General features: G+C 69.1%; 15 protein-coding genes. 5 read left to right on the top strand and 10 right to left on the bottom strand.

Annotation, left to right across the window (positions count from 1 at the left end):
- Positions 1-18: 18 nt before the first annotated feature.
- Together KME78_RS18770 and KME78_RS18765 are read left to right on the top strand one after the other, a co-directional pair.
- Positions 19-2805: a hypothetical protein gene (locus KME78_RS18770; protein WP_219530356.1), complete on the top strand. Its 2787-nt coding sequence runs from the start codon at positions 19-21 to the stop codon at positions 2803-2805.
- 78 nt (positions 2806-2883) lie between these two features.
- On the top strand, positions 2884-4065 hold the full coding sequence (locus KME78_RS18765) for a DUF418 domain-containing protein (protein ID WP_308127017.1): 1182 nt from the start codon (positions 2884-2886) through the stop codon (positions 4063-4065).
- On the opposite strand, the gene KME78_RS18760 is transcribed toward KME78_RS18765, so the two are convergent.
- Positions 4044-4499: an Lrp/AsnC family transcriptional regulator gene (locus KME78_RS18760; protein WP_219530354.1), complete on the bottom strand. Its 456-nt coding sequence runs from the start codon at positions 4497-4499 to the stop codon at positions 4044-4046. The genes KME78_RS18765 and KME78_RS18760 overlap by 22 nt on opposite strands.
- Before the next feature lie 93 nt (positions 4500-4592).
- On the opposite strand from KME78_RS18760, the gene KME78_RS18755 reads away from it, so the two are divergent.
- The 3 genes from KME78_RS18755 to KME78_RS18745 all read left to right on the top strand — a co-directional run bounded on the left by KME78_RS18755 (position 4593) and on the right by KME78_RS18745 (position 7654).
- Positions 4593-5447, top strand: coding sequence for an LLM class flavin-dependent oxidoreductase (locus KME78_RS18755; RefSeq protein ID WP_219530353.1), 855 nt, complete (start codon positions 4593-4595; stop codon positions 5445-5447).
- 12 nt (positions 5448-5459) lie between these two features.
- Entirely contained in the window at positions 5460-5885 is a 426-nt protein-coding gene (locus tag KME78_RS18750) for a nucleoside deaminase (protein ID WP_219530352.1), read from the top strand.
- Positions 5886-5992: 107 nt separating this feature from the next.
- The gene (locus KME78_RS18745; protein WP_219530351.1) at positions 5993-7654 is read left to right on the top strand and encodes an alpha/beta hydrolase; all 1662 of its coding nucleotides are present in this window, start codon (positions 5993-5995) and stop codon (positions 7652-7654) included.
- 57 nt (positions 7655-7711) lie between these two features.
- Here KME78_RS18745 and KME78_RS18740 read toward each other — a convergent pair whose 3' ends face one another.
- The 9 genes from KME78_RS18740 to KME78_RS18700 form a co-directional block, all read right to left on the bottom strand.
- Positions 7712-8932, bottom strand: coding sequence for a cytochrome P450 (locus KME78_RS18740; RefSeq protein WP_219530350.1), 1221 nt, complete (start codon positions 8930-8932; stop codon positions 7712-7714).
- Positions 8929-9486 carry a GTP-binding protein gene (locus tag KME78_RS18735; RefSeq protein ID WP_219530453.1) on the bottom strand — a complete coding sequence of 186 codons (558 nt, stop codon included), beginning with the start codon at positions 9484-9486 and terminating at the stop codon, positions 8929-8931. The genes KME78_RS18740 and KME78_RS18735 overlap by 4 nt, the downstream gene beginning before the upstream one ends.
- Positions 9487-9517: 31 nt before the next feature.
- Positions 9518-9877 (bottom strand): DUF742 domain-containing protein, encoded by a 360-nt coding sequence (locus KME78_RS18730; protein WP_219530349.1) that lies wholly within the window; start codon positions 9875-9877, stop codon positions 9518-9520.
- Positions 9874-10293: a roadblock/LC7 domain-containing protein gene (locus tag KME78_RS18725; protein ID WP_219530348.1), complete on the bottom strand. Its 420-nt coding sequence runs from the start codon at positions 10291-10293 to the stop codon at positions 9874-9876. Before KME78_RS18725 ends, KME78_RS18730 begins: the two co-directional genes overlap by 4 nt.
- A gap of 71 nt (positions 10294-10364) precedes the next feature.
- Entirely contained in the window at positions 10365-11708 is a 1344-nt protein-coding gene (locus tag KME78_RS18720) for an ATP-binding protein (RefSeq protein ID WP_308127016.1), read from the bottom strand.
- 163 nt (positions 11709-11871) lie between these two features.
- Positions 11872-13767 carry an ABC transporter ATP-binding protein gene (locus tag KME78_RS18715; RefSeq protein WP_308127015.1) on the bottom strand — a complete coding sequence of 632 codons (1896 nt, stop codon included), beginning with the start codon at positions 13765-13767 and terminating at the stop codon, positions 11872-11874.
- 454 nt (positions 13768-14221) lie between these two features.
- Positions 14222-15529 (bottom strand): glycoside hydrolase family protein, encoded by a 1308-nt coding sequence (locus KME78_RS18710; RefSeq protein WP_308127014.1) that lies wholly within the window; start codon positions 15527-15529, stop codon positions 14222-14224.
- 172 nt (positions 15530-15701) lie between these two features.
- On the bottom strand, positions 15702-16451 hold the full coding sequence (locus KME78_RS18705; RefSeq protein WP_219530346.1) for an SDR family oxidoreductase: 750 nt from the start codon (positions 16449-16451) through the stop codon (positions 15702-15704).
- Positions 16452-16462: 11 nt separating this feature from the next.
- Positions 16463-17494: a phosphotransferase family protein gene (locus tag KME78_RS18700; protein ID WP_219530345.1), complete on the bottom strand. Its 1032-nt coding sequence runs from the start codon at positions 17492-17494 to the stop codon at positions 16463-16465.
- Positions 17495-17514 lie beyond the last annotated feature (20 nt).

Below are 17514 nucleotides of genomic sequence, written 5' to 3'. Positions count from 1 at the left end.
ACGGGCACATCCGAGCCCATGGGTGACTCCACAGACGGCGCGGAGGAGGAAACGGGCGTGGCCTTCGATCCGGATGCCACGGGCGTCATCCCGCGCCTGCCGCGCCTGGACGGCTCTTCCGCCGAGGTCACCGACGGTGACGAGGAGGAGGAGGAGCCGGGCACCCTGCCCGCGATACGCCTGCCTGCCACCCTCCACATCGGCTCGCCGCCGAAGGCACCGGAGGACACCGAAGACACCGCCGCAAAAGATGCGAAGGGCTCCAAGGGCGCGAAGGACACCGCGCCCGAGCCCGCCGCGGCTGCCGACGCCGCAGGGACCGTGCCGACGAAGGTGGCCGTCCCGGAAGCAGCCGTCCCGAAGGCCGCTGTGCCGGAAGCGGCCGCCCCGAAGGCCGCTGCCCCGAAGGTGACCACCCCGGAGGCCGCTGTCCCGGAGGCGGCTGTCCCAACGGTGGCCGCCCCGGTCGCGCGGATGCCGGTGGAAGCTCCCCCGGCTCCCGCGAAGGCACCCGTCGAGCCTGCCGCCGAACCCCCGGCCAAGACCCCGGTCAACTCCCCGGCCAGGCCGCCGGTCGAGACCCTCACCAAGGCCCCCACCAAGACCCCTGCCAAGGCGCCCGCCAAGCAGCAGCCCACGCCGGCCAAGGCGACGGGGCTGGGTGGACGAGTGGGCCAGTTGGTGCGGAGCGCGCCCACGTGGCTCCCCGCGCTGCTCACGGTCGAGGGCCTGGTCATGTACATCCTGGCCCTGCGCGTCGCCCCCGGCCCGCTGCGCGGCGTGAACCCGGCCGACATCAACGGCCTCGGCCTGATCGCCGCCCTCCCGGCCAGCGCGTTCGCCGCGATCCTGATCATGCTGGTGTCGTTCTTCGTGACCGTCGCCCAGAGCACGGACCGCAAGTTCCTCCTGCTGTTCCAGATCGCCGTCATCACGTTCGCCCTGCACGGCGCCGGTTCGCTGGTGGCCAGCGAGCCCAGGTTCCCCACGGCGTACATCCACGCGGGTTTCGTCGACTTCATCGGCCGGACCGGCGAGACGGCGATCAACATCGACGCCCGCATGGGCTGGCCGGGCTACTTCGCGCTGTTCGCCTTCGTGACGAAGGCCGCCGGCATCACCGACATGACCACGATCCTCCAGTGGACGCCGCTGCTGACGAACCTGCTCTACCTGCTGCCCTTCGTGCTGATCCTGCGCCAGGTGGTGGCCACCACGCGGGCGCGCTGGTTCGCGGCGCTGCTGTTCGTGCTGGTGCAGTGGATCGGGCAGGACTACTTCTCGCCGCAGGGCTTCACCTTCGCCCTCTATCTGGCCTTCGTCGCGATCCTGTTGCGCTGGTTCGGGCGGGTGGAGCCGCGGACCAAGCCGATCGCGCCGAAGGGGCTGCGTAAGCTGCTCGGCCGCCTTGACGCGATGACGCCCGGCGAGATCGCCAACACCGGCACGTTCCGGGCCGACCGGCTGCTGATGCTGATGATGCTGCTCGCGCTGTTCTTCGCGGCGACGGCGTCGCACCAGATCACGCCGTTCATGATGCTCGGCGTGCTGACGGCGTTCCTCATCTTCAAGCGGACCAAGCTGACGTGGGCGCTGCCGTTCTTCCTCGGCCTGGCCGTGCTGGCCTGGATCAGCTACGAGACCGTGGGGTTCTGGGCGGGGCAGATCAACGCGATCTTCGGCGGCCTGGGCAGGATTCTGACGAACCTGCAGACCAACACCGGCGACCGCATCGCGGGCAGCGACCCGGCGCACGCGCTGGTGTTGCAGGCGCGGCTGGGCATCCTGGCCGTGATCCTCCTGCTGGCGGCGGTGGGCCTGCTCAGGCGGCTGCGGCGCGGGGTGTTCGACCGGGCGGCGCTGATCCTGCTCTGCGTGCCGGTGCTGGCGCTGGGGCTGCAGAGCTACGGCGGCGAGATCGGGCTGCGCATCTACATGTTCGCGCTGCCCGGCGCCTGCCTGCTGGCCGCGTACGCGTTCTTCCCGAACCTGCCCGCCGACAGCGCGGACGTGCGCGATGAGACCGTGCCCATCCGCAAGCGCAACGTGCGCTTCAACCCCGAGTTCACCAGGAAGCTGTCGGTCGTGCTCGCGGCCTGCTTCGCGGTGCTGTTCGCGGGGGCGTTCCTGGTCGCCCGCTACGGCAACGAGAAGTTCGAGCGGGTGACGACCGGCGAGGTCGCCGCCATGCACTACATCTACGCGCACGACAAGCCGAGCGCCAAGGTCCTCTACCTGACGGCCAAGGAGGGCCCCGAGGTCACCCCGACGCTGCCGTGGGGCGAGAAGGACATCGAGCTGGTCAACTTCAACGGCCAGGCACTCGTGTACAAAGATCCGACGCAGATCGCCAAGGCGGTGGCGACGCTCAAGGCCAGCCCGCGCAACACCTATCTCGCCGTCAGCACCGGTCAGATCAGCTACCTGCAGCTCAACGAAGGCTTCCCGGAGGACTGGGGGGCCAAGTTCCGGGCCGCGCTGGACGCCTCGCCGGATGTGAAGAAGGTCTACTCCAACAGCGACGCCGCCCTGTACACCTGGAAGAAGTTTGTCAAGGGCACCGAGATCCCCGATCCCCAGCCGTACAAGGGGCGTGGCGACCCCACCTCGCCGTGGACGCCGGTCGGTCTCGCGGCACTGGCTCTGACCTGGGCGAGCATGTTCGGCTACGAGGTGATCCGGCTCAACGGGCCGAACCGGGCGGTCAGGGCGCGCAGGCTGTTGCTGTGGGTGTCCATACCGGCGTTTGCCGTGGCAGTGGCCGTGATCATCGAGCGATTTATCTATATCGCATCAAAAAACTAGATTCACAGGAAACACTCAGGTTTTGCGGAATGATGTTCGCTGATGAGGACACATCCCGCTATTTCACCCGAGCGTTCCGTGACCGCTGCGCGCATCACCTCCGTCGATGCCCTGCGGGGCTTCTCGCTGCTCGGCATCCTCGTGGTGAACATCGCCTTCCTGGCCTCCGGCTACCGGATGGCCGGGATGGCCGAGCCCGCGTTCGTCTCTCCGCTGGACTGGGCGGTGCGGTGGACCGTGACGCTGCTCATGGAGAACAAGTTCTACTTATTGTTCTCCTTCCTGTTCGGCTACAGCTTCACACTGCAGGTCGACTCGGCCGTGCGGCGGGGCAAGGCGTTCGTGCCGATGTTCCTGCGCCGCCTGGCCGGGTTGTTCCTGCTCGGGCTGGCGCACGCGGTGCTGCTGTTCCCGGGTGACATCCTCACCACCTACGCCGCGGTCGGCCTGGCCCTGCTGCTGTTCCGCAAGATCTCGCCCAGGACCGCGGTCATGCTCGCGGTCGTCTTGACGTCCCTGCTGGCCCTGGGGTTCGTGCTGCTGGCCGTGCTGGCGATGGTGGGTCTGGACAAGACGGGGACGGTCTCGCACGGAGTCGCGGAGGCGGTGCACTCGGACGCGGCGCTGCGCGGCTCCGGCTTCCAGATCATCGGCGAGCACCTGCGCAAGCTCTCCCTCATCGTCGTGCTGCGCGTGCTCTTCCAGGGGCCCGCCGTACTGGCCGCCTGCCTGATCGGGCTCGCGGTCGGCAAGCTCGGTGTGCTGCGCGACCTGCCGGCGCACACGGCCACGCTCCGCAGGCTGCAGTGGGTCGGGTTCACCATCGGACTGGGCGGCGCGTTCGTCTACACGCTGTCGGCCTGGCACGGCAGCGTGAACAAGTTCCTCGGCGAGGCCGTGGACCTGGTCACGGCTCCCCTGCTCGCCGCCGCCTATGCGGCGACGTTCCTGCGGCTGCTGCCGTACCTGCCCCGCATCGGGCGGGCGCTCGCGGCGCCGGGCCGGATGGCGCTGTCCAACTATCTCGGGCAGTCGCTCATCTGCTCACTGATCTTCACCGGGTACGGCCTGGCGCTCGTGGACCGCGTCAGCCCGCCGCTGGAGGTGCTGATCGCGGTGGCCGTCTTCGTCGCCCAGGTCTTCCTCAGCCACTGGTGGCTGCGATCGCACCGGTACGGGCCGGTGGAATGGCTGCTTCGCGCTCTGACGTACTGGAGCCGGCCGGGGCGGGGCGCCCATCAGAGGACAGGGCGCGCCTGAGGTCCCCGGTAGGGCAGGGTGCGGCTGTAGACCAGGTTGGTGGTGGTGCTGCCGAACTGGGCGAGGTCGTCGACGACCTGTTCGAGGTGGGACATGGAGGTCGCGGCCACCTTCAGCAGGTAGCAGTCGTCGCCCGTCGTACGCAGGCATTCGAGGATCTCGGAGCGCTCGCCGAGCAGCCGGTGCAGCGGCTCGTGCCGGTTGCCGGGGTATTTGAGCCGCACCACGGCGAGCACGGCGAACCCGACCTTCTCCAGATCCACCTCGGCTCGATAGCCGGTGATGACACCGGCCGTCTCCAGCCGCTTCACCCGCTCGGTCGTCGCGGACGGACTGAGATTGACCCGTCGCCCCAGCTCGGTGAGGGCGATGCGCCCGTCTCTCTGGAGCTCGGCGATGATCGACCAATCGGTCATGTCAAGGCTTTCGGCCATCCCCCCAAAATACCGGCAATTCCCCGGCCAATCGTGCCGTACGCCGGGAGGACTCCCTTCCTGACGCAACGGAAGATTGGCTAGCCTGCACGGGTGCGTATAGGCGTTAATGTCCCGAACTTCGGTCCAGGCACCAACCCCGACGTGCTGCGCGACTGGGCGCGGACGGTGGAGGGCCTCGGCTTCGACCTGTTGATGATCTCCGACCATGTGGTGGTGACACCCGACGTCGCCAAGCAGTATCCGGCGCCGTTCTACGAGCCCTTCACCACGCTGGCCTGGCTGGCGGGCATCACCGAACGGATCAGGCTCGGGACCACGGTGCTGATCATGCCGTACCGGCATCCGCAGCTCGTCGCCCGGATGGCCGCCAACCTCAACGACCTCAGCGGAGGGCGGCTGGTCCTGGGTGTGGGCGTGGGGTGGGCGCGGCAGGAGTTCGAGGCGCTCGGCGTGCCGTTCCAGCGGCGCGGGGCGCTGACCGACGAGTACCTCCACGCGCTGCGCGCCGCCTGGGCGGACGGCGAGGACTACCGAGGCGGGCCGGTGCCGATCTGGATCGGCGGCAACAGCGACGCCGGCCTGCGCCGGGCGGTGCGCCTCGGCGAGCCGTGGCACCCGCTCCGGAACACCCTGCCCTGGCTGCGCGAGGCCGTCGGCCGCCTCGAAGCCCTGGCCGGCGAGCACGGACGCCCGGTGCCCGCGGTGATGCCGCGCATCGTCCTCCGGCTCACGACGGCCCCGATCACCGATCCCGACCGGCTCGCCGGCGCGGGGACGATCGAGCAAGTCGTGGACGACCTCGACCAGCTACGCCTCCTCGGCGCGGACACCGTCGTCCTCGATCCTTTCGGCGGCGACCCGCAGGAGACCTGTCACCCGGAGGTGGCCTGGCACGCCCTCGCGGCCGTGGCCGCCTCCTGGGACCTGCACGCCAATCACCCATAGAACGGAGCGATCATGACGCACGACGACGAGCAGTTCCTGCGCAGGGCCATCGGGCTGGCCGCCAAGGCGCGGGCGACGGGCAACCCGCCGTTCGGGTCGCTCCTGGTGGGGGCGGACGGCGACGTGCTCGCCGAGGACACCAACACCTCCATCAGCGACGCCGACATCACCGCGCACCCCGAGCTGAAGCTGGCCCGCTGGGCGGCCCGCGAGCTCACCCCCGAGGCCGCGGCCACCACCGTCATGTACACCAGCTGCCAGCCCTGCGGCATGTGCTCGGGCGCCATCGAGCGGTCGGGGCTCGGGCGGGTGGTGTTCGCGCTGTCCGGCGAGCAGCTCGGCGGGCTCAAGCCGCCCGCCGGGAGCCCCGGGGCACAGCTGGACGGACCGGCGTTGTACGACGAGGCGCGGGTGCCGGTCGAGGGCTATTACGTCTAGTCCGGCTCCGGCTTTTCACCAACAACCTCAGTAAAACCACGCAAACCGCGCTGTCGGCCGACAGGATGATCGATGGGAACCCATGGATGCATCAGGAAGGACCGATAGTGAGGTTACGGTTGTTCACCGCGGCACTGGCCGGTGCCGCACTCGTGTCCCAGCTCGCCGGGGTGGCGTCAGCCCAGACCGCCGCTCCGGCCGAGCGGCTGGCGGCGGCGCCCAAGGCGATCGGCTGGGCGGAATGCGGCACCACGTACAAGGGTGAGTGCGCCACCATCAAGGTGCCGCTGGACTACGCGAAGCCCGGCGGCCCGACGATCGACCTGGCCATCGGCCGGTTGAAGGCGCTCGACCCGGCCAAGCGGCAGGGCGTGCTGTTCGTGCACCCGGGTGGTCCCGGTGGTTCCGGCCTCAACTCGTACATCATGGGCCGTGGCATCCCGGACGACAGCCCGCTGCGCCAGTACTTCGACATCGTCAGCGTGGACCCCCGCGGCGTCGGCCGCAGCACGCCCATCCTGTGCGGCGAGGACGTGGTCGACGAGACGCCGGCGACCTACCCGGCCAACGAGGCGGAGTACCAGAACTGGCTGGCCTTCAACGCCAAGCTGTCGAAGGACTGCCGCGAGCGCACCGGCCCGCTGTTCGACCACGTCGACACCACCAGCGTGGCGCGTGACGTGGACTCGATCCGGGCGGCGCTCGGCGAGCGCCAGATCAGCTTCTTCGCGATCTCGTACGGCACGCAGGTCGGCCAGCAGTACGCCGAGCTGTTCCCGAAGAACCTGCGCGCGATGGCCATCGACTCCAACATGGACCACAGCATCACCTCGGCCTACCAGTACATGGCGACGGCCACCGACGACCTCGAGGGCTCGTTCCTGGCGTTCGCGAAGTGGTGCGGCGAGACCGCCGCCTGCGCGCTGCACGGCCAGGACGTCCCCGCGCTCCTGGACGACCTGCTGGCCAAGGCCAGGGCGGGCACCCTGAAGGACCCGGAGACCGGCGAGCCGCTGTCGGACGAGAACGTCCGGATCGAGGTGTTCGAGCCGATGTACAAGCCGTCGGCGGGCTTCTTCCCGCTGGCCGAGCGGCTGAAGGCGCTGGTGGCCGGCCAGGCGGCCAAGAAGGCCGCCGACCAGCCGACGACCTCGCCGTCCGCGTCGGCGTCGGCATCGGCATCGGCATCGGCATCGGCATCGGCATCGGCATCGGCGGAGTCGAAGACGACGGCCAGGGCCGCCGCCTCGGCTTCTGCGTCGGCCGCCGATGGCGTCAACTACGCCTACCCGGCCATCTGGTGCTCCGACTGGAAGTGGAACGTCAAGAGCTTCGCCGAGCTCGACCGCTACAAGCGTCGCCTCAAGGCCGTCGCCCCGCACACCGAGTTGTCGCCGTTCTGGAGCGACGTCCTGACCTGCCTCAACTGGCAGGGCAAGACGTCCAACCCGCAGCACCGCCTCAAGATCAGCGGCACCCCGCCGACCCTGGTCATCAAGGCGAAGGACGACGTGGCCACCCCCGCGGCCTGGAACTACGCCGCCGCCCGGCAGATCCCGCGCTCGGTCGTCCTGGAGTACGACGGCGTCGGCCACGGCCAGTTCCGCAACAGCACCTGTGCGCGCGACTACATCGAGAAGTATCTGATCAACCGCACGATGCCCGCGGCGGGAACGCACTGTCCCACCCAGTTCCCGACGGAACCGCCCGCGACGACGCTGTCCACGCAGGACTCCCCGTTGTCCATCACGGGCCGCCCGGTCCACTGAGGTCGAGCTGACCGGTTGTGTGTCCCCTGAGACATCGGGGACACACAACCGGCCGTTCTAGCCGACGCCCCTGGCGTAGCCGGGCGAGAACTCGACCGGCAGGGACGACAGGGCGCGCAGCCGGAAGGACGTCCGCCAGACCAGATCGTGGGCGGGCACCGCCAGCCCCAGGTCCGGGAGCCGGTCCAGGAGCACCTCGACGGCCGTGTAGGCGATGACCTCGGCGAGCTCCGGCGCCGGGTGCGGGCAGCCGTGCTCGCCGTGGCCGAACGACATGTGCGCGTGGTTGCCGGCGGAGCCGTTGTAGGAGTCCGGCCGTACCTGCGGATCGGCGTTCGCGGCGGCGAGGCCGATGACGAGCGCGTCGCCGGCCCGGATGCGCTGCCCGCCGAGCTGGGTGTCATGAACCGCCCAGCGGCCCAGGCTGTTCTGGGCGGGCGACTCCTCCCACATGACCTCGTTCAGCGCCTGACCGGCACTGCGGCGACCGCCCGACAGGGTCACGGCGAACCGTTCGTCGGTCAGCATCAACCGCAGGGTGTTGGCGATCCAGTTGGCCGTCGGCTCCTGACCCCCGCTCAACAATATGACCATGTCCTGGATGAGCTCTTCGTCGGTGAGCCCCGCGGGATGGGCGAGCAGGCGGGAGGGCAGGTCCGGACCGGGGCGCTCGCGCTTGGTGTCGAGCAGCCGCTGCATCGTGGCCTGGATTCGCTGATGCGCCTCCATGACGTTCGGACCGGTGTTCAGCAATTCGGTCACGTCCGCCACCAGCTGTGGCGTCTCCGCGTCGGGCAGGCCGAACAGCGTGGAGATGGACAGCAGCGGCATCGGCTGGGCGTACTGGGCGATCAGGTCGGCCCGGCCGTGGCCGGTGAACGCGTCGATCAGGCTGTCGGCGGCCCGCTCGGTGCGGGATCTCAGCTCGAACTGGTCGACCGCGGCGAGGGCGTCACTGATGGCGCCGGCCCGCCGCTGATGCTCGGCGCCCTCGGTGAACAGAATGGACGGCTGGTAGCCGACGAACGCCATCAGCGGCCAGTCCGGCGGGATGCGGTCCCAGGCATTCCACCGGCGGGAGTCGCGGGCGAAGAGCTGCGGATTGCCGAGGACGTAGCGGAGCTCGCGGTAGCCGATCACCAGCCAGGCGAAGATGTCGCCTTCGAGCAGGACCGGGACGACCGGCCCGAACTCCTTCCTCATGTCCCGGTACAGCTGCGCCGGATCGTCCTGGAACCGGGGCCCGTACATCCTCACGGGCTCGGGGACGAAGGTCATCGGGTAACCCCCTGGGCGGAGGACAGCGTATGGAGGTGGTTCACGAGGGCGATCAGCACGGCCTTGCTGGAGTCACGCTGGCGGGCGTCGCAGTCGATCAGCGGAACGTCGTCGGAGAGGTCCAGTGCCTCCCGGATCTTCTCCAGGGGATGCGTCGGCTCGTCGAAGTTGTTGCGCGCGACGATGAACGGCATTCCGTGGTGTTCGAGCCGGTCGATGGCGTACCAGGAGTCGGCCAGGCGGCGGACGTCCACCAGGACCACCGCCCCCAGCGTCCCCGAGAACAGCCGGTCCCACAGGAACCAGAACCGTTCCTGCCCCGGGGCCCCGAACAGATAGAGCACCATCTGCTCGTTCAGGCTGATGCGGCCGAAGTCGAAGGCCACCGTGGTGGTGGACTTGGTCTGTACGCCGCTCGCGTCGTCGATCCCCATGCCTGCCTGGGTCATCGTCTCTTCGGTGCTCAGCGGCCGGATCTCGCTGACCGAGCGGACCATGGTCGTCTTGCCCACGCCGAACCCGCCGACGACCACGATCTTGAGCCCGGTGGTCATCGTGTTCCGCAGCGGGGTGCGGAGGGGTGGGTCAGAGGTTCTGAAGTCCAACAAGCACCTGCTCCAGGATGTGGGGATCGGGCAGTTGCGCCTTGGCGGGAGCCTTGGGCGGATGGCGGGCGGTGACGCGCCCGGTGTCGAGCAGGTCGCACAGCAGGATCCGTACGACGCTGATCGGCAGCTTCAGCTCCGAGGAGACCTCGACGACCGCCATCGGCTGGCGGCACATCTGGAGGATCTTGACGTGCTCGGACTGCATGCCCGGGGTCGGATCGCATTCGCTCACGATCAGGGTGACCATGTCCATGGCACTCTCGTCCGCGTGGCTGCGCCCCCCGGTGACCGTGTACAGCCGGTCCGGGTTCTCGCTCGCCACTCGCCGAGAGATCATAGGGCCCGGCTGCTCTGGTGAGGTTCGCGCGGCGGGGCGGTCAGGTATTCCCCGATCTGCTCCACCAGTTCGTTCATGTTGTGACCGATGATGCCGGGATCGGCGTCATCGGTCGCCACGACGGCGAGATGGGCGCCCTCTCCCGCTTCCACGATGAACAGCAGCCCGCCGTGGAACTCCGTCATCGACTGCCGCAGCCCGCCGGAACCGTCGCCGAACTCCATGGACGCGCCGTGGGCGAGGCTCTGGATGCCCGAGGCGATGGCGGCCAGTTGATCGGCCCGGTCCACCGAAAGCGCGTGGGTGTGGGAGAGCTTGAGGCCGTCCTTCGACAGCACCAGGGCGTGCCGGGTCTGCGGCGTCCTCTCCAGGAGGTTCTCCAGCAGCCAGGCGAGGTCGCGATCAGTGGTTCTCATCATCGAGATTCTGGGACGGTCATCCGGCATCGGCGCCGGAAGGACAGCCCTCCCTCCAATCTGTTGGTCGGTCACAGGGTGTCGTCCTCTGCGCTGACAGCAGGTGTGTCGGCAGGTGTTGCGCCGCCACCGGTCCCCCGGCTGGCCTGGCGGAAAGCGCTGAATCTCGCTCCGGCGTCGGAGAGGGACGGCCTGGGCCGCGTCCTCGCCGGAGGCGCGGGTTCGGGCGTGGGCGCCGTGGACGTCGCCGCCGCGAGCGTCTGGCCGCGCCGGCGCCTGGGCAGATCGCCGTCCGCGCCGGGCTCGGCGGACGCCGGGGCGACCGCCGAGACGGGACGGCGGGCGGCCGGAACGCTCGGCGGACGAGGCGGGTCCGGCGCGGGGGGTGGCGGCGGCTGGGTGACCAGCTTCTGCGGGATCATGACCACCACTCCGGTGCCTCCGCGTGAGGACGGCCTGAAGGAGACGGTCAGGTCGTGCTTGCGGGCCAGGCAGCCCACCACGGCCAGCCCCAGGCGCGTACCGGACAGCGTCGTCAGGTCCAGCGGCTCGGACGAGACGGCCTGCCGGGCGCGGCTCAGCGCGGCGGCGCTCATGACGAGACCGCAGTCCTCGATGGTGATCACGACGCCCGTGCTCACCTCTTCCACGTACACGTGCACCTCCTCGGAGGGAGGCGAGAAGCTGGTGGCGTTGTCCATCAGCTCCGCGAGGGCGTGCATGACGCCTTCGGCGGCGTGCCCGGCGATCGCGACGGTGCTGGCCGAGTGCACCCGGACCCGCTGGTAGGCGCTGATCCGGCCGACCGCGCCGCGCATGATGCTCTCCATCACGATCGGCTTGGTCCAGCGCCGGCCGGAACGCGCGCCGGTCAGCACCGCGATGCTGTCGGCCAGCCGGCCCGCCTGCGCGGTGCTGTGGTCCAGCCTCAGCAGGTCGCCGAGGACCTTCTCGTCATGCCGGTCCTCCATCTCCCGCAGATCGGCCAGCATGCTGGTCGCCAGCGCCTGAACCCGGCCGGCGGCGTTGGCGCAGGCCGACATGGCGGCCGCGCGCATGCGGTCACCCCTGCCGACCTCCTGCGCCAGTGTCCACAGGATGCGCTGCTGGGCCAGGTCGGCGGGCCTGTGCACCTCGGCGAGCGCGGTGTCGACCGACGCACCGTCGCGCAGCCGCTTCACCAGCGCGGGCAGCGTCTGGTCGGCGAGCTGGGCGATGTCGGCGTCCATCAGCTGGAGACGGTCGCGGAGCTGCTGCGTCTGCTGGCGGCCGTACAGGCCGAACGTGATCGCGGCGCACACCAGGACGGCGGCTGTCCCGAGGCACCAGGCCATGAGGGTGCGGCCCTCAACCGGTGCCTCGGCCACCGCCCACACACACGCGGAGCCGGCGACGATCGCGACGGCCAGCGGCACGAGCAGAGCCCGACGGTGAACAGGTATATGAGCTGGCATCAAGCGGTTCCTCGTCGGAGGTCGGAAACGTTGAACCTGAAAGATCTTCGTCGGAGTGTAGTGGAATCTTCGCTTTGTGTGGGCGGTTGGTCACCAATTGCTGCTGTTCTTGCTGGTAGGTCCACTAACAATTTCCGGCGGCGTGCACCCCGAAGTGATGACGCCGGAGCCGGATTCGATCCGAGCGTCGTACCGGTTCCAGCTCGATCCGCCGCACGCCTTCTGGCACGTGCCGCAAATCATGCGTAATGAGCAGCGTGGTCCGTCCTTCCATCAAACGGCGCAGCGGCTCCATCACCCGCTCGGCGGTGGCCACGTCCAAGCCGGTCATCGGCTCGTCCAGCACCAGCACGGGCGCGTCGCGCAGGATCGCGCGGGCGATGGCGAGGCGCTGGCGTTGGCCACCTGACATGAGGCGGCCTCGCTGGCCGATCGGCGTGTCGTACTTCTGAGGCAATGTCTGGATGAAGTCGTGCACGTCGGCCAGTTTGGCGGCCCGCACCACGGCGGCGTGGTCGGCGTCCGGGGAGCCGTAGGTGATGTTGTCGCGGATGGTGCCGGAGAACAGGAGGTTCTCCTGGTGCAGGAGCGTGATGCTGTCGCGCAAGGACGATCGGGTCAGGTCGCGCAGGTCCGCGCCGTCCAGCGTGATGCCGCCGGTGTTCGGGTCGTAGAAGCGCAGGAGCAGCTTGGCCAGCGTGGACTTGCCGGAGCCGCTGGGTCCGGTGCAGACGACGAGCTCCCCCGGTTCGATCACGAACGACAGCTCACGCAGGGTCGCCCTGATCCGCTTGGGATAGGTGAAGCCGACTCGCGAGAACTCGATCCGGCCCTCGCTGCGCCCCCGCACCGGTGCGGCGGTGGGGCGGTCGACGACGGCCGGGCGTACGGACAGGACCTCCAGGACGCGGTCCGAACCGGCGGCGGCCTGCGAGACGGTGAGGGCGAGTTCGCCCAGGCTCTGGACGGCGGGGTACAGATACGCGAGGTAGGCGGCGAAGGCGAGCAGGCCACCCAGAGTGAGGCGGCCTTGGGCGATCTCCCAGGCGCCGAAGCCCAGGATGACGATCAGGCAGATGGTCTCCAGGACCTGTACGGACGGACCGTAGAGGCCGGAGAGCCAGGCTTGGGACAGGTTCGCGCGGAGCCAGGTGCGGCCTTCGCGGTGCAGGTGCCTGGCCTCGGTCTGCTGCTGGTTGTAGGCCTGGACGAGCGATTGGTTGGACAGGCTCTCCTCGATGACGCTGTTCATGATGCCGTTGCTGGTGCGCTCGCGGGCGGCGGCGTTCCTGAACCGGGACGCGAACAGCTTGGAGACCACCAGAAACGCGGGGACCAGCGCGAACGTGACCAGCGCCAGGTCCCATCTGATGACGAACGCCGCGCCGGCGAAGAAGATCACGCTCGCCACCGTGGTGAACACCTTGACCAGGCCCGAGCCGACCAGTTCCTCAATGGACTCGATGTCGTCGGTGAGCCTTGCCATCAGGTCGCCGAGGCGACGGTTCTCGAAGAAATCGGGTGTGAGCGTCTGTACGTGGCCGAAGACGCGGTCGCGGAGCTTGAGGAGAAAGCGTTCCGCGCCCGCGGCGGTCACGTACGCGCCGGCGAAGGAGACGAGACCGGCCAGCACGGCCAGGCCGAGCCAGGTGGCCGCAGGCGCCCAGAAGGCGCCCAGATCCCGTTCGCTGAGGACCCGGTCGGTGATGTAACCGAACAGGCCGATGGCGGCGACCTCACAAAGAGCGGCCAGGATCGCGAACACGATCCCGGCCACGAACAGCCGCCTGACGCCGCGTGTGTCCGGCCAGAAGGCCCGGAAGGTGTTCCGGATGGACACCGTCGGCGCCAGGGGCTGAGCGGTGAGTGAGAGCCGTTGGGAGACCCGACGGCTCTCAGGTGGCACCTCTTCTACCACCACCACCGCCGACGCCAGCCGCCGCCCCAGCCCCAGCCGCCGCCGCACCCGCCGCCGCAACCCCAGCGACGACGACGGCAACCACCGTGGCCCCAGCCCCACCAGTCAGTGCGGTGAGCCGGGAAGAGCTTACCGAGAGCCATGATTCCCCCCTGTGCACTAGCACCATTTCTGCTTTCAAAATAGGACGCTAGCACCCAAAAGGTGAGAAAACAGGGGTTGGAGGGATATTTGGGGGCAATTTGACGATCATCGCGGGAAAGGAATGTGGGCGGGCCCGATGTAAATTGGCGATAAAGCGCCTGTATCGAGCGCGATACCTGAGCGCCGCTGGAGACGGGGCAAACCCAAGCGGATGCATCGATGATCACAGAACTGGCAATTCACCTCGATGTCTTTCCGAACGGCGCAAGCCACCTTTGGCAATGGAATTCCGGGCGATGGTAAACATTGATTCGAAGAATGGCGAGGACAGCGGCTCCGGCAGGCGTCCGGACACGCGAACAGGCCCCCGACCGGTCTCCGATCGAGGGCCTGCGACAGTCCTGGAGCCCCGTCAGGTCCCGCGGCCCGCCCACTGGATCTCGTACGGCTTCAAGGTCACCCGCTTGCCGTCCACGGTGGCGGTGACGTTCGTGTCGGCCGTGTTCACCATGACGATCTGCCGTTCCTGCCCCAGCACCTTGATCCGCTGGTCGGAGCTGGTCACCGGGTCCAGTTGCACCCCGGCGGGGAACCACTTGGCGAACCCGCTCAGCAGCCCCGCCATCGGCATTTCCTGCCCCGACTCCGACGACCAGAGGCAACCGGGGCACTGCGCCCCGCCCTTCTGCTCCGGGTTCCAGTAGAGGGCCGACGTCACGCCGCTCCTGGCGAACTCCATCAGCGTCGTGGCCTGTACGGCGATGCGCTTCTCCTCGGTCCAGCCGGAGTTGGCGGGCTCGACGTACCACTCCGCCCACCACACCGGCATGTCGTTGCTCTTCTTCTTGAGCCAGGTGGTGACCGCGCCGAACTTGGCCTGGGCGGCGAAGTCGTCAGGGACGTTGGCCTTGTCGTTGGTCATCGAGGCACCGTCGACGACGATGAAGTCCGCGCCCTTCTTGTGCTCGATCCAGTACTCGATCGCGTCCAGCGCGCGCTGGTCGACCGTGCCCCACGGGCCGCTGAGCTCCGAGGGAGCCTGGCCGGAGTTGGTCTCGACCGGGATGTACGGACCGCCGACCTGGATGTCGCCGTTCACCTTCTTCAGCGCCGTGTAGACCTTGTTGTACAGCTCCGTGTAGCCCTCGGCGTCCCAGCGGTTGGTGGACGGGTTCCAGAAGCCCTTGAACTCGTTCCACACCATGAAGTATTTCACCGTCGGATACTGCTTGGCGATCTTCACCGCGAGCTTGGCGTAGTCGTCGTAGTGCTCGGGCAGGGGTGCGACCGTGTGGTTCTTCGACCAGTCCGTACGGCCGGCCTGCCCGCCCTTCATCCAGTCGGGCGCGCAACACAGCGTGATGACCGGGACGGCCCGCGACGAGGCCATGAGCTTCAGCCGCCGGTCGAGATCCCGCAGGTTGAACTGCCCGGGGCTCGGCTCCGGATTGCCCACGCCCCAGCCCATGATGTGCTGGTTCTGCAGCATGGGGACCCGGCCGAGGATGCCTTTGGCCTGCTCGGTGATCTCGCGGGGCACGTTGTCGGCGCTGTACTGGGTGTGGGTGACGCCCCAGCGCGGCCAGTCGTCCAGGGTGGGCGGCTGCTGCAGCGTCGGCGGTGGCTCGCTCGGCTGGACCTGGGCGACCTCGCCGCCCTTGTACGTGTCGCGAGGGCCGCTCCGCGTGCCCGCGTACACCATGATCCCCGCGACGAGCACTATCGCGAGGATTCCTACACCTAACGCGATCGGCCATGGCGGCCGTCGACGTGCGTGTTTGCCATCGGTGGGTATCACGGAGCCTCCACCCTCGCGCGTGGACAAGGACCGGGACACCTCTCCCAGCCCTACTCACGGTATATGTCAGTACTTGCAAGGGACTTACGGTCGATCAAGACGCTGGTGGGAGCTGACCTCCAGCCGGGCCGGGAACGCCCGCATAACGGTACGCTACCGGCTGCCTGCCTGGTTGCACGATGAGCAGCGTGCCCGGCTCGTCGGCGTAGAAGGCGCTCTCGACGGCCGCGGCGACGTCGGCGGCACTCAGCAGCGGGAACCCGGCGTTGACGAACATCTCCCGCGCCCCCGCCACCAGCGGCGTGTCCGTGAACCCCGGGCAGACGGCGCCGATCCTGACCCCCTCCTTGGCCAGCGGCCCGGCCAGCGCCCTGACGAGCCCGACCACGGCGTGCTTGGTCATGGTGTAGATCGGGTCGCCGCCGAAGCCGACGAGCCCGGCCAGCGACGAGGTGACCACGATCGCGCCGCCACCCGAGCGCCTGAGCAGCGGCAGGCAGGCGGCGACGCCGAAGACCACGCCGTCCACGTTCACCCCGACGACCCTGCGGTACCGCTCGACGTCGAACGCCGCCACGTCCACCCCGCCCGAGATCCCGGCGTTGAGGTGCACCAGGTCGAGCCGGCCGTAGGTGTCCTCGGCGAGCGCGACGGCCGCCCGCGAGGCCTCCTCGGTGCTGACGTCACCGGCCAGCCACACGCCGCCGACCTCCTTGGCCAGGCGCTCGGCGCCTTCGCCGTCGAGGTCGAGGATGACGCACTTGGCCCCGCCGGCCGACAGCCGCCGCGCCACCGCGGCTCCGATGCCACTCGCCGCTCCGGTGATCAGTGCCACAGTGCTCATCTGCGCTCCCTCTATGGCTGGTCCAGAATGCGGTGCGCGCGGGCGATGAGCGTGGGTACGGCGGAGCCGATGTTCTCGAAGCCGTCACCCACGGTCTTGCCCTGCCGGAAACGGGCGTGGATACCTTCCACTATGACGGCGAGCTTGAAGTTCCCGAACGCCACGTAGAACGGAAGGTCGGAGATGTCGCGACCGGAGACCTTCGTGTAGTGGGCGGCGAACTCGGCGGCGTTCAGGAACCCGGGGGCGATCGTCACGTCGCCGGCCACCGGGATCCCGGCCCGCTCCTCGTCGCCGGAGTCCTGCCAGTAGGTGAGCGTGAGCCCCAGGTCGGCCAGCGGGTCGCCGAGGGTGGACATCTCCCAGTCGACCACGGCCAGGATCTCGGGCGGGCCGGGCGCCAGCCGTACGAGCGTGTTGTCGAGCCGGTAGTCACCGTGCACGAGCGTGCTGGCGGAGCGGGCCGGCATGCGCTCGCCCAGCCGCTTGACCAGGCGGTCGTACTCCGGCAGGTCGGCGGTCTTCGAACGGTCCCACTGCTGGCACCACCGGGCGAGCTGCCTGGCCAGGTAGCCGTCCGGGCGGCCGAAGTCGCCGAGCCCGACCTCCCGGTAGTCGACGGCGTGGATGGCGGCCAGCACCTCGGCGAGCCGTTCGGCCAACCGGCGCGTCTCGGCCGGCGAGGGGTCGCCGAGCTGCTCGCGGGTCCTGGCGGCCAGGCCGTCCACGTAGCCCATGAGGTAGAACGGCGCTCCGATGACCTCCTCGTCGGCGCAGAACGCGACCGGCTCCGGCACCGGAACCGGCGTCGGGGCGAGCGCGGAGACGACCCGCCACTCGCGCCGCATGTCATGCGCGGTGGGCAGCACGTGGCCGAGCGGCGGACGGCGCAGCACCACGCGGCGCTCACGGGCCTCGATGAGGTACGTCAGGTTCGACTTGCCGCCGGATATCAGCGAGACGGACAGGGGCTCGCCCGCGTCGGGCACGTTGGCGCCCATCCAGCCGGTCAGCCGGGGCCAGTCAATCCCAGGTACGGTCATGGACACACATTAGAACGCCA

Origin of the sequence: Nonomuraea guangzhouensis (assembly GCF_019396345.1) — a bacterium.
GTDB classification, from domain to species: Bacteria; Actinomycetota; Actinomycetes; order Streptosporangiales; family Streptosporangiaceae; genus Nonomuraea; species Nonomuraea guangzhouensis.
This window is presented reverse-complemented; position numbering and strand designations above follow the sequence as displayed.

Bases quoted from the DNA above. Each gene is read 5' to 3' on its own strand.
- KME78_RS18730 (WP_219530349.1), bottom strand. From the start codon at position 9,877: ATGATCTCTCGGCGAGTGGCGAGCGAGAACCCGGACCGGCTGTACACG.
- KME78_RS18770 (WP_219530356.1), top strand. From the start codon at position 19: ATGGGTGACTCCACAGACGGCGCGGAGGAGGAAACGGGCGTGGCCTTC.
- KME78_RS18740 (WP_219530350.1), bottom strand. From the start codon at position 8,932: ATGACCTTCGTCCCCGAGCCCGTGAGGATGTACGGGCCCCGGTTCCAG.
- KME78_RS18735 (WP_219530453.1), bottom strand. From the start codon at position 9,486: ATGACCACCGGGCTCAAGATCGTGGTCGTCGGCGGGTTCGGCGTGGGC.
- KME78_RS18725 (WP_219530348.1), bottom strand. From the start codon at position 10,293: ATGAGAACCACTGATCGCGACCTCGCCTGGCTGCTGGAGAACCTCCTG.
- KME78_RS18700 (WP_219530345.1), bottom strand. From the start codon at position 17,494: ATGACCGTACCTGGGATTGACTGGCCCCGGCTGACCGGCTGGATGGGC.
- KME78_RS18750 (WP_219530352.1), top strand. From the start codon at position 5,460: ATGACGCACGACGACGAGCAGTTCCTGCGCAGGGCCATCGGGCTGGCC.
- KME78_RS18705 (WP_219530346.1), bottom strand. From the start codon at position 16,451: ATGAGCACTGTGGCACTGATCACCGGAGCGGCGAGTGGCATCGGAGCC.
- KME78_RS18760 (WP_219530354.1), bottom strand. From the start codon at position 4,499: ATGGCCGAAAGCCTTGACATGACCGATTGGTCGATCATCGCCGAGCTC.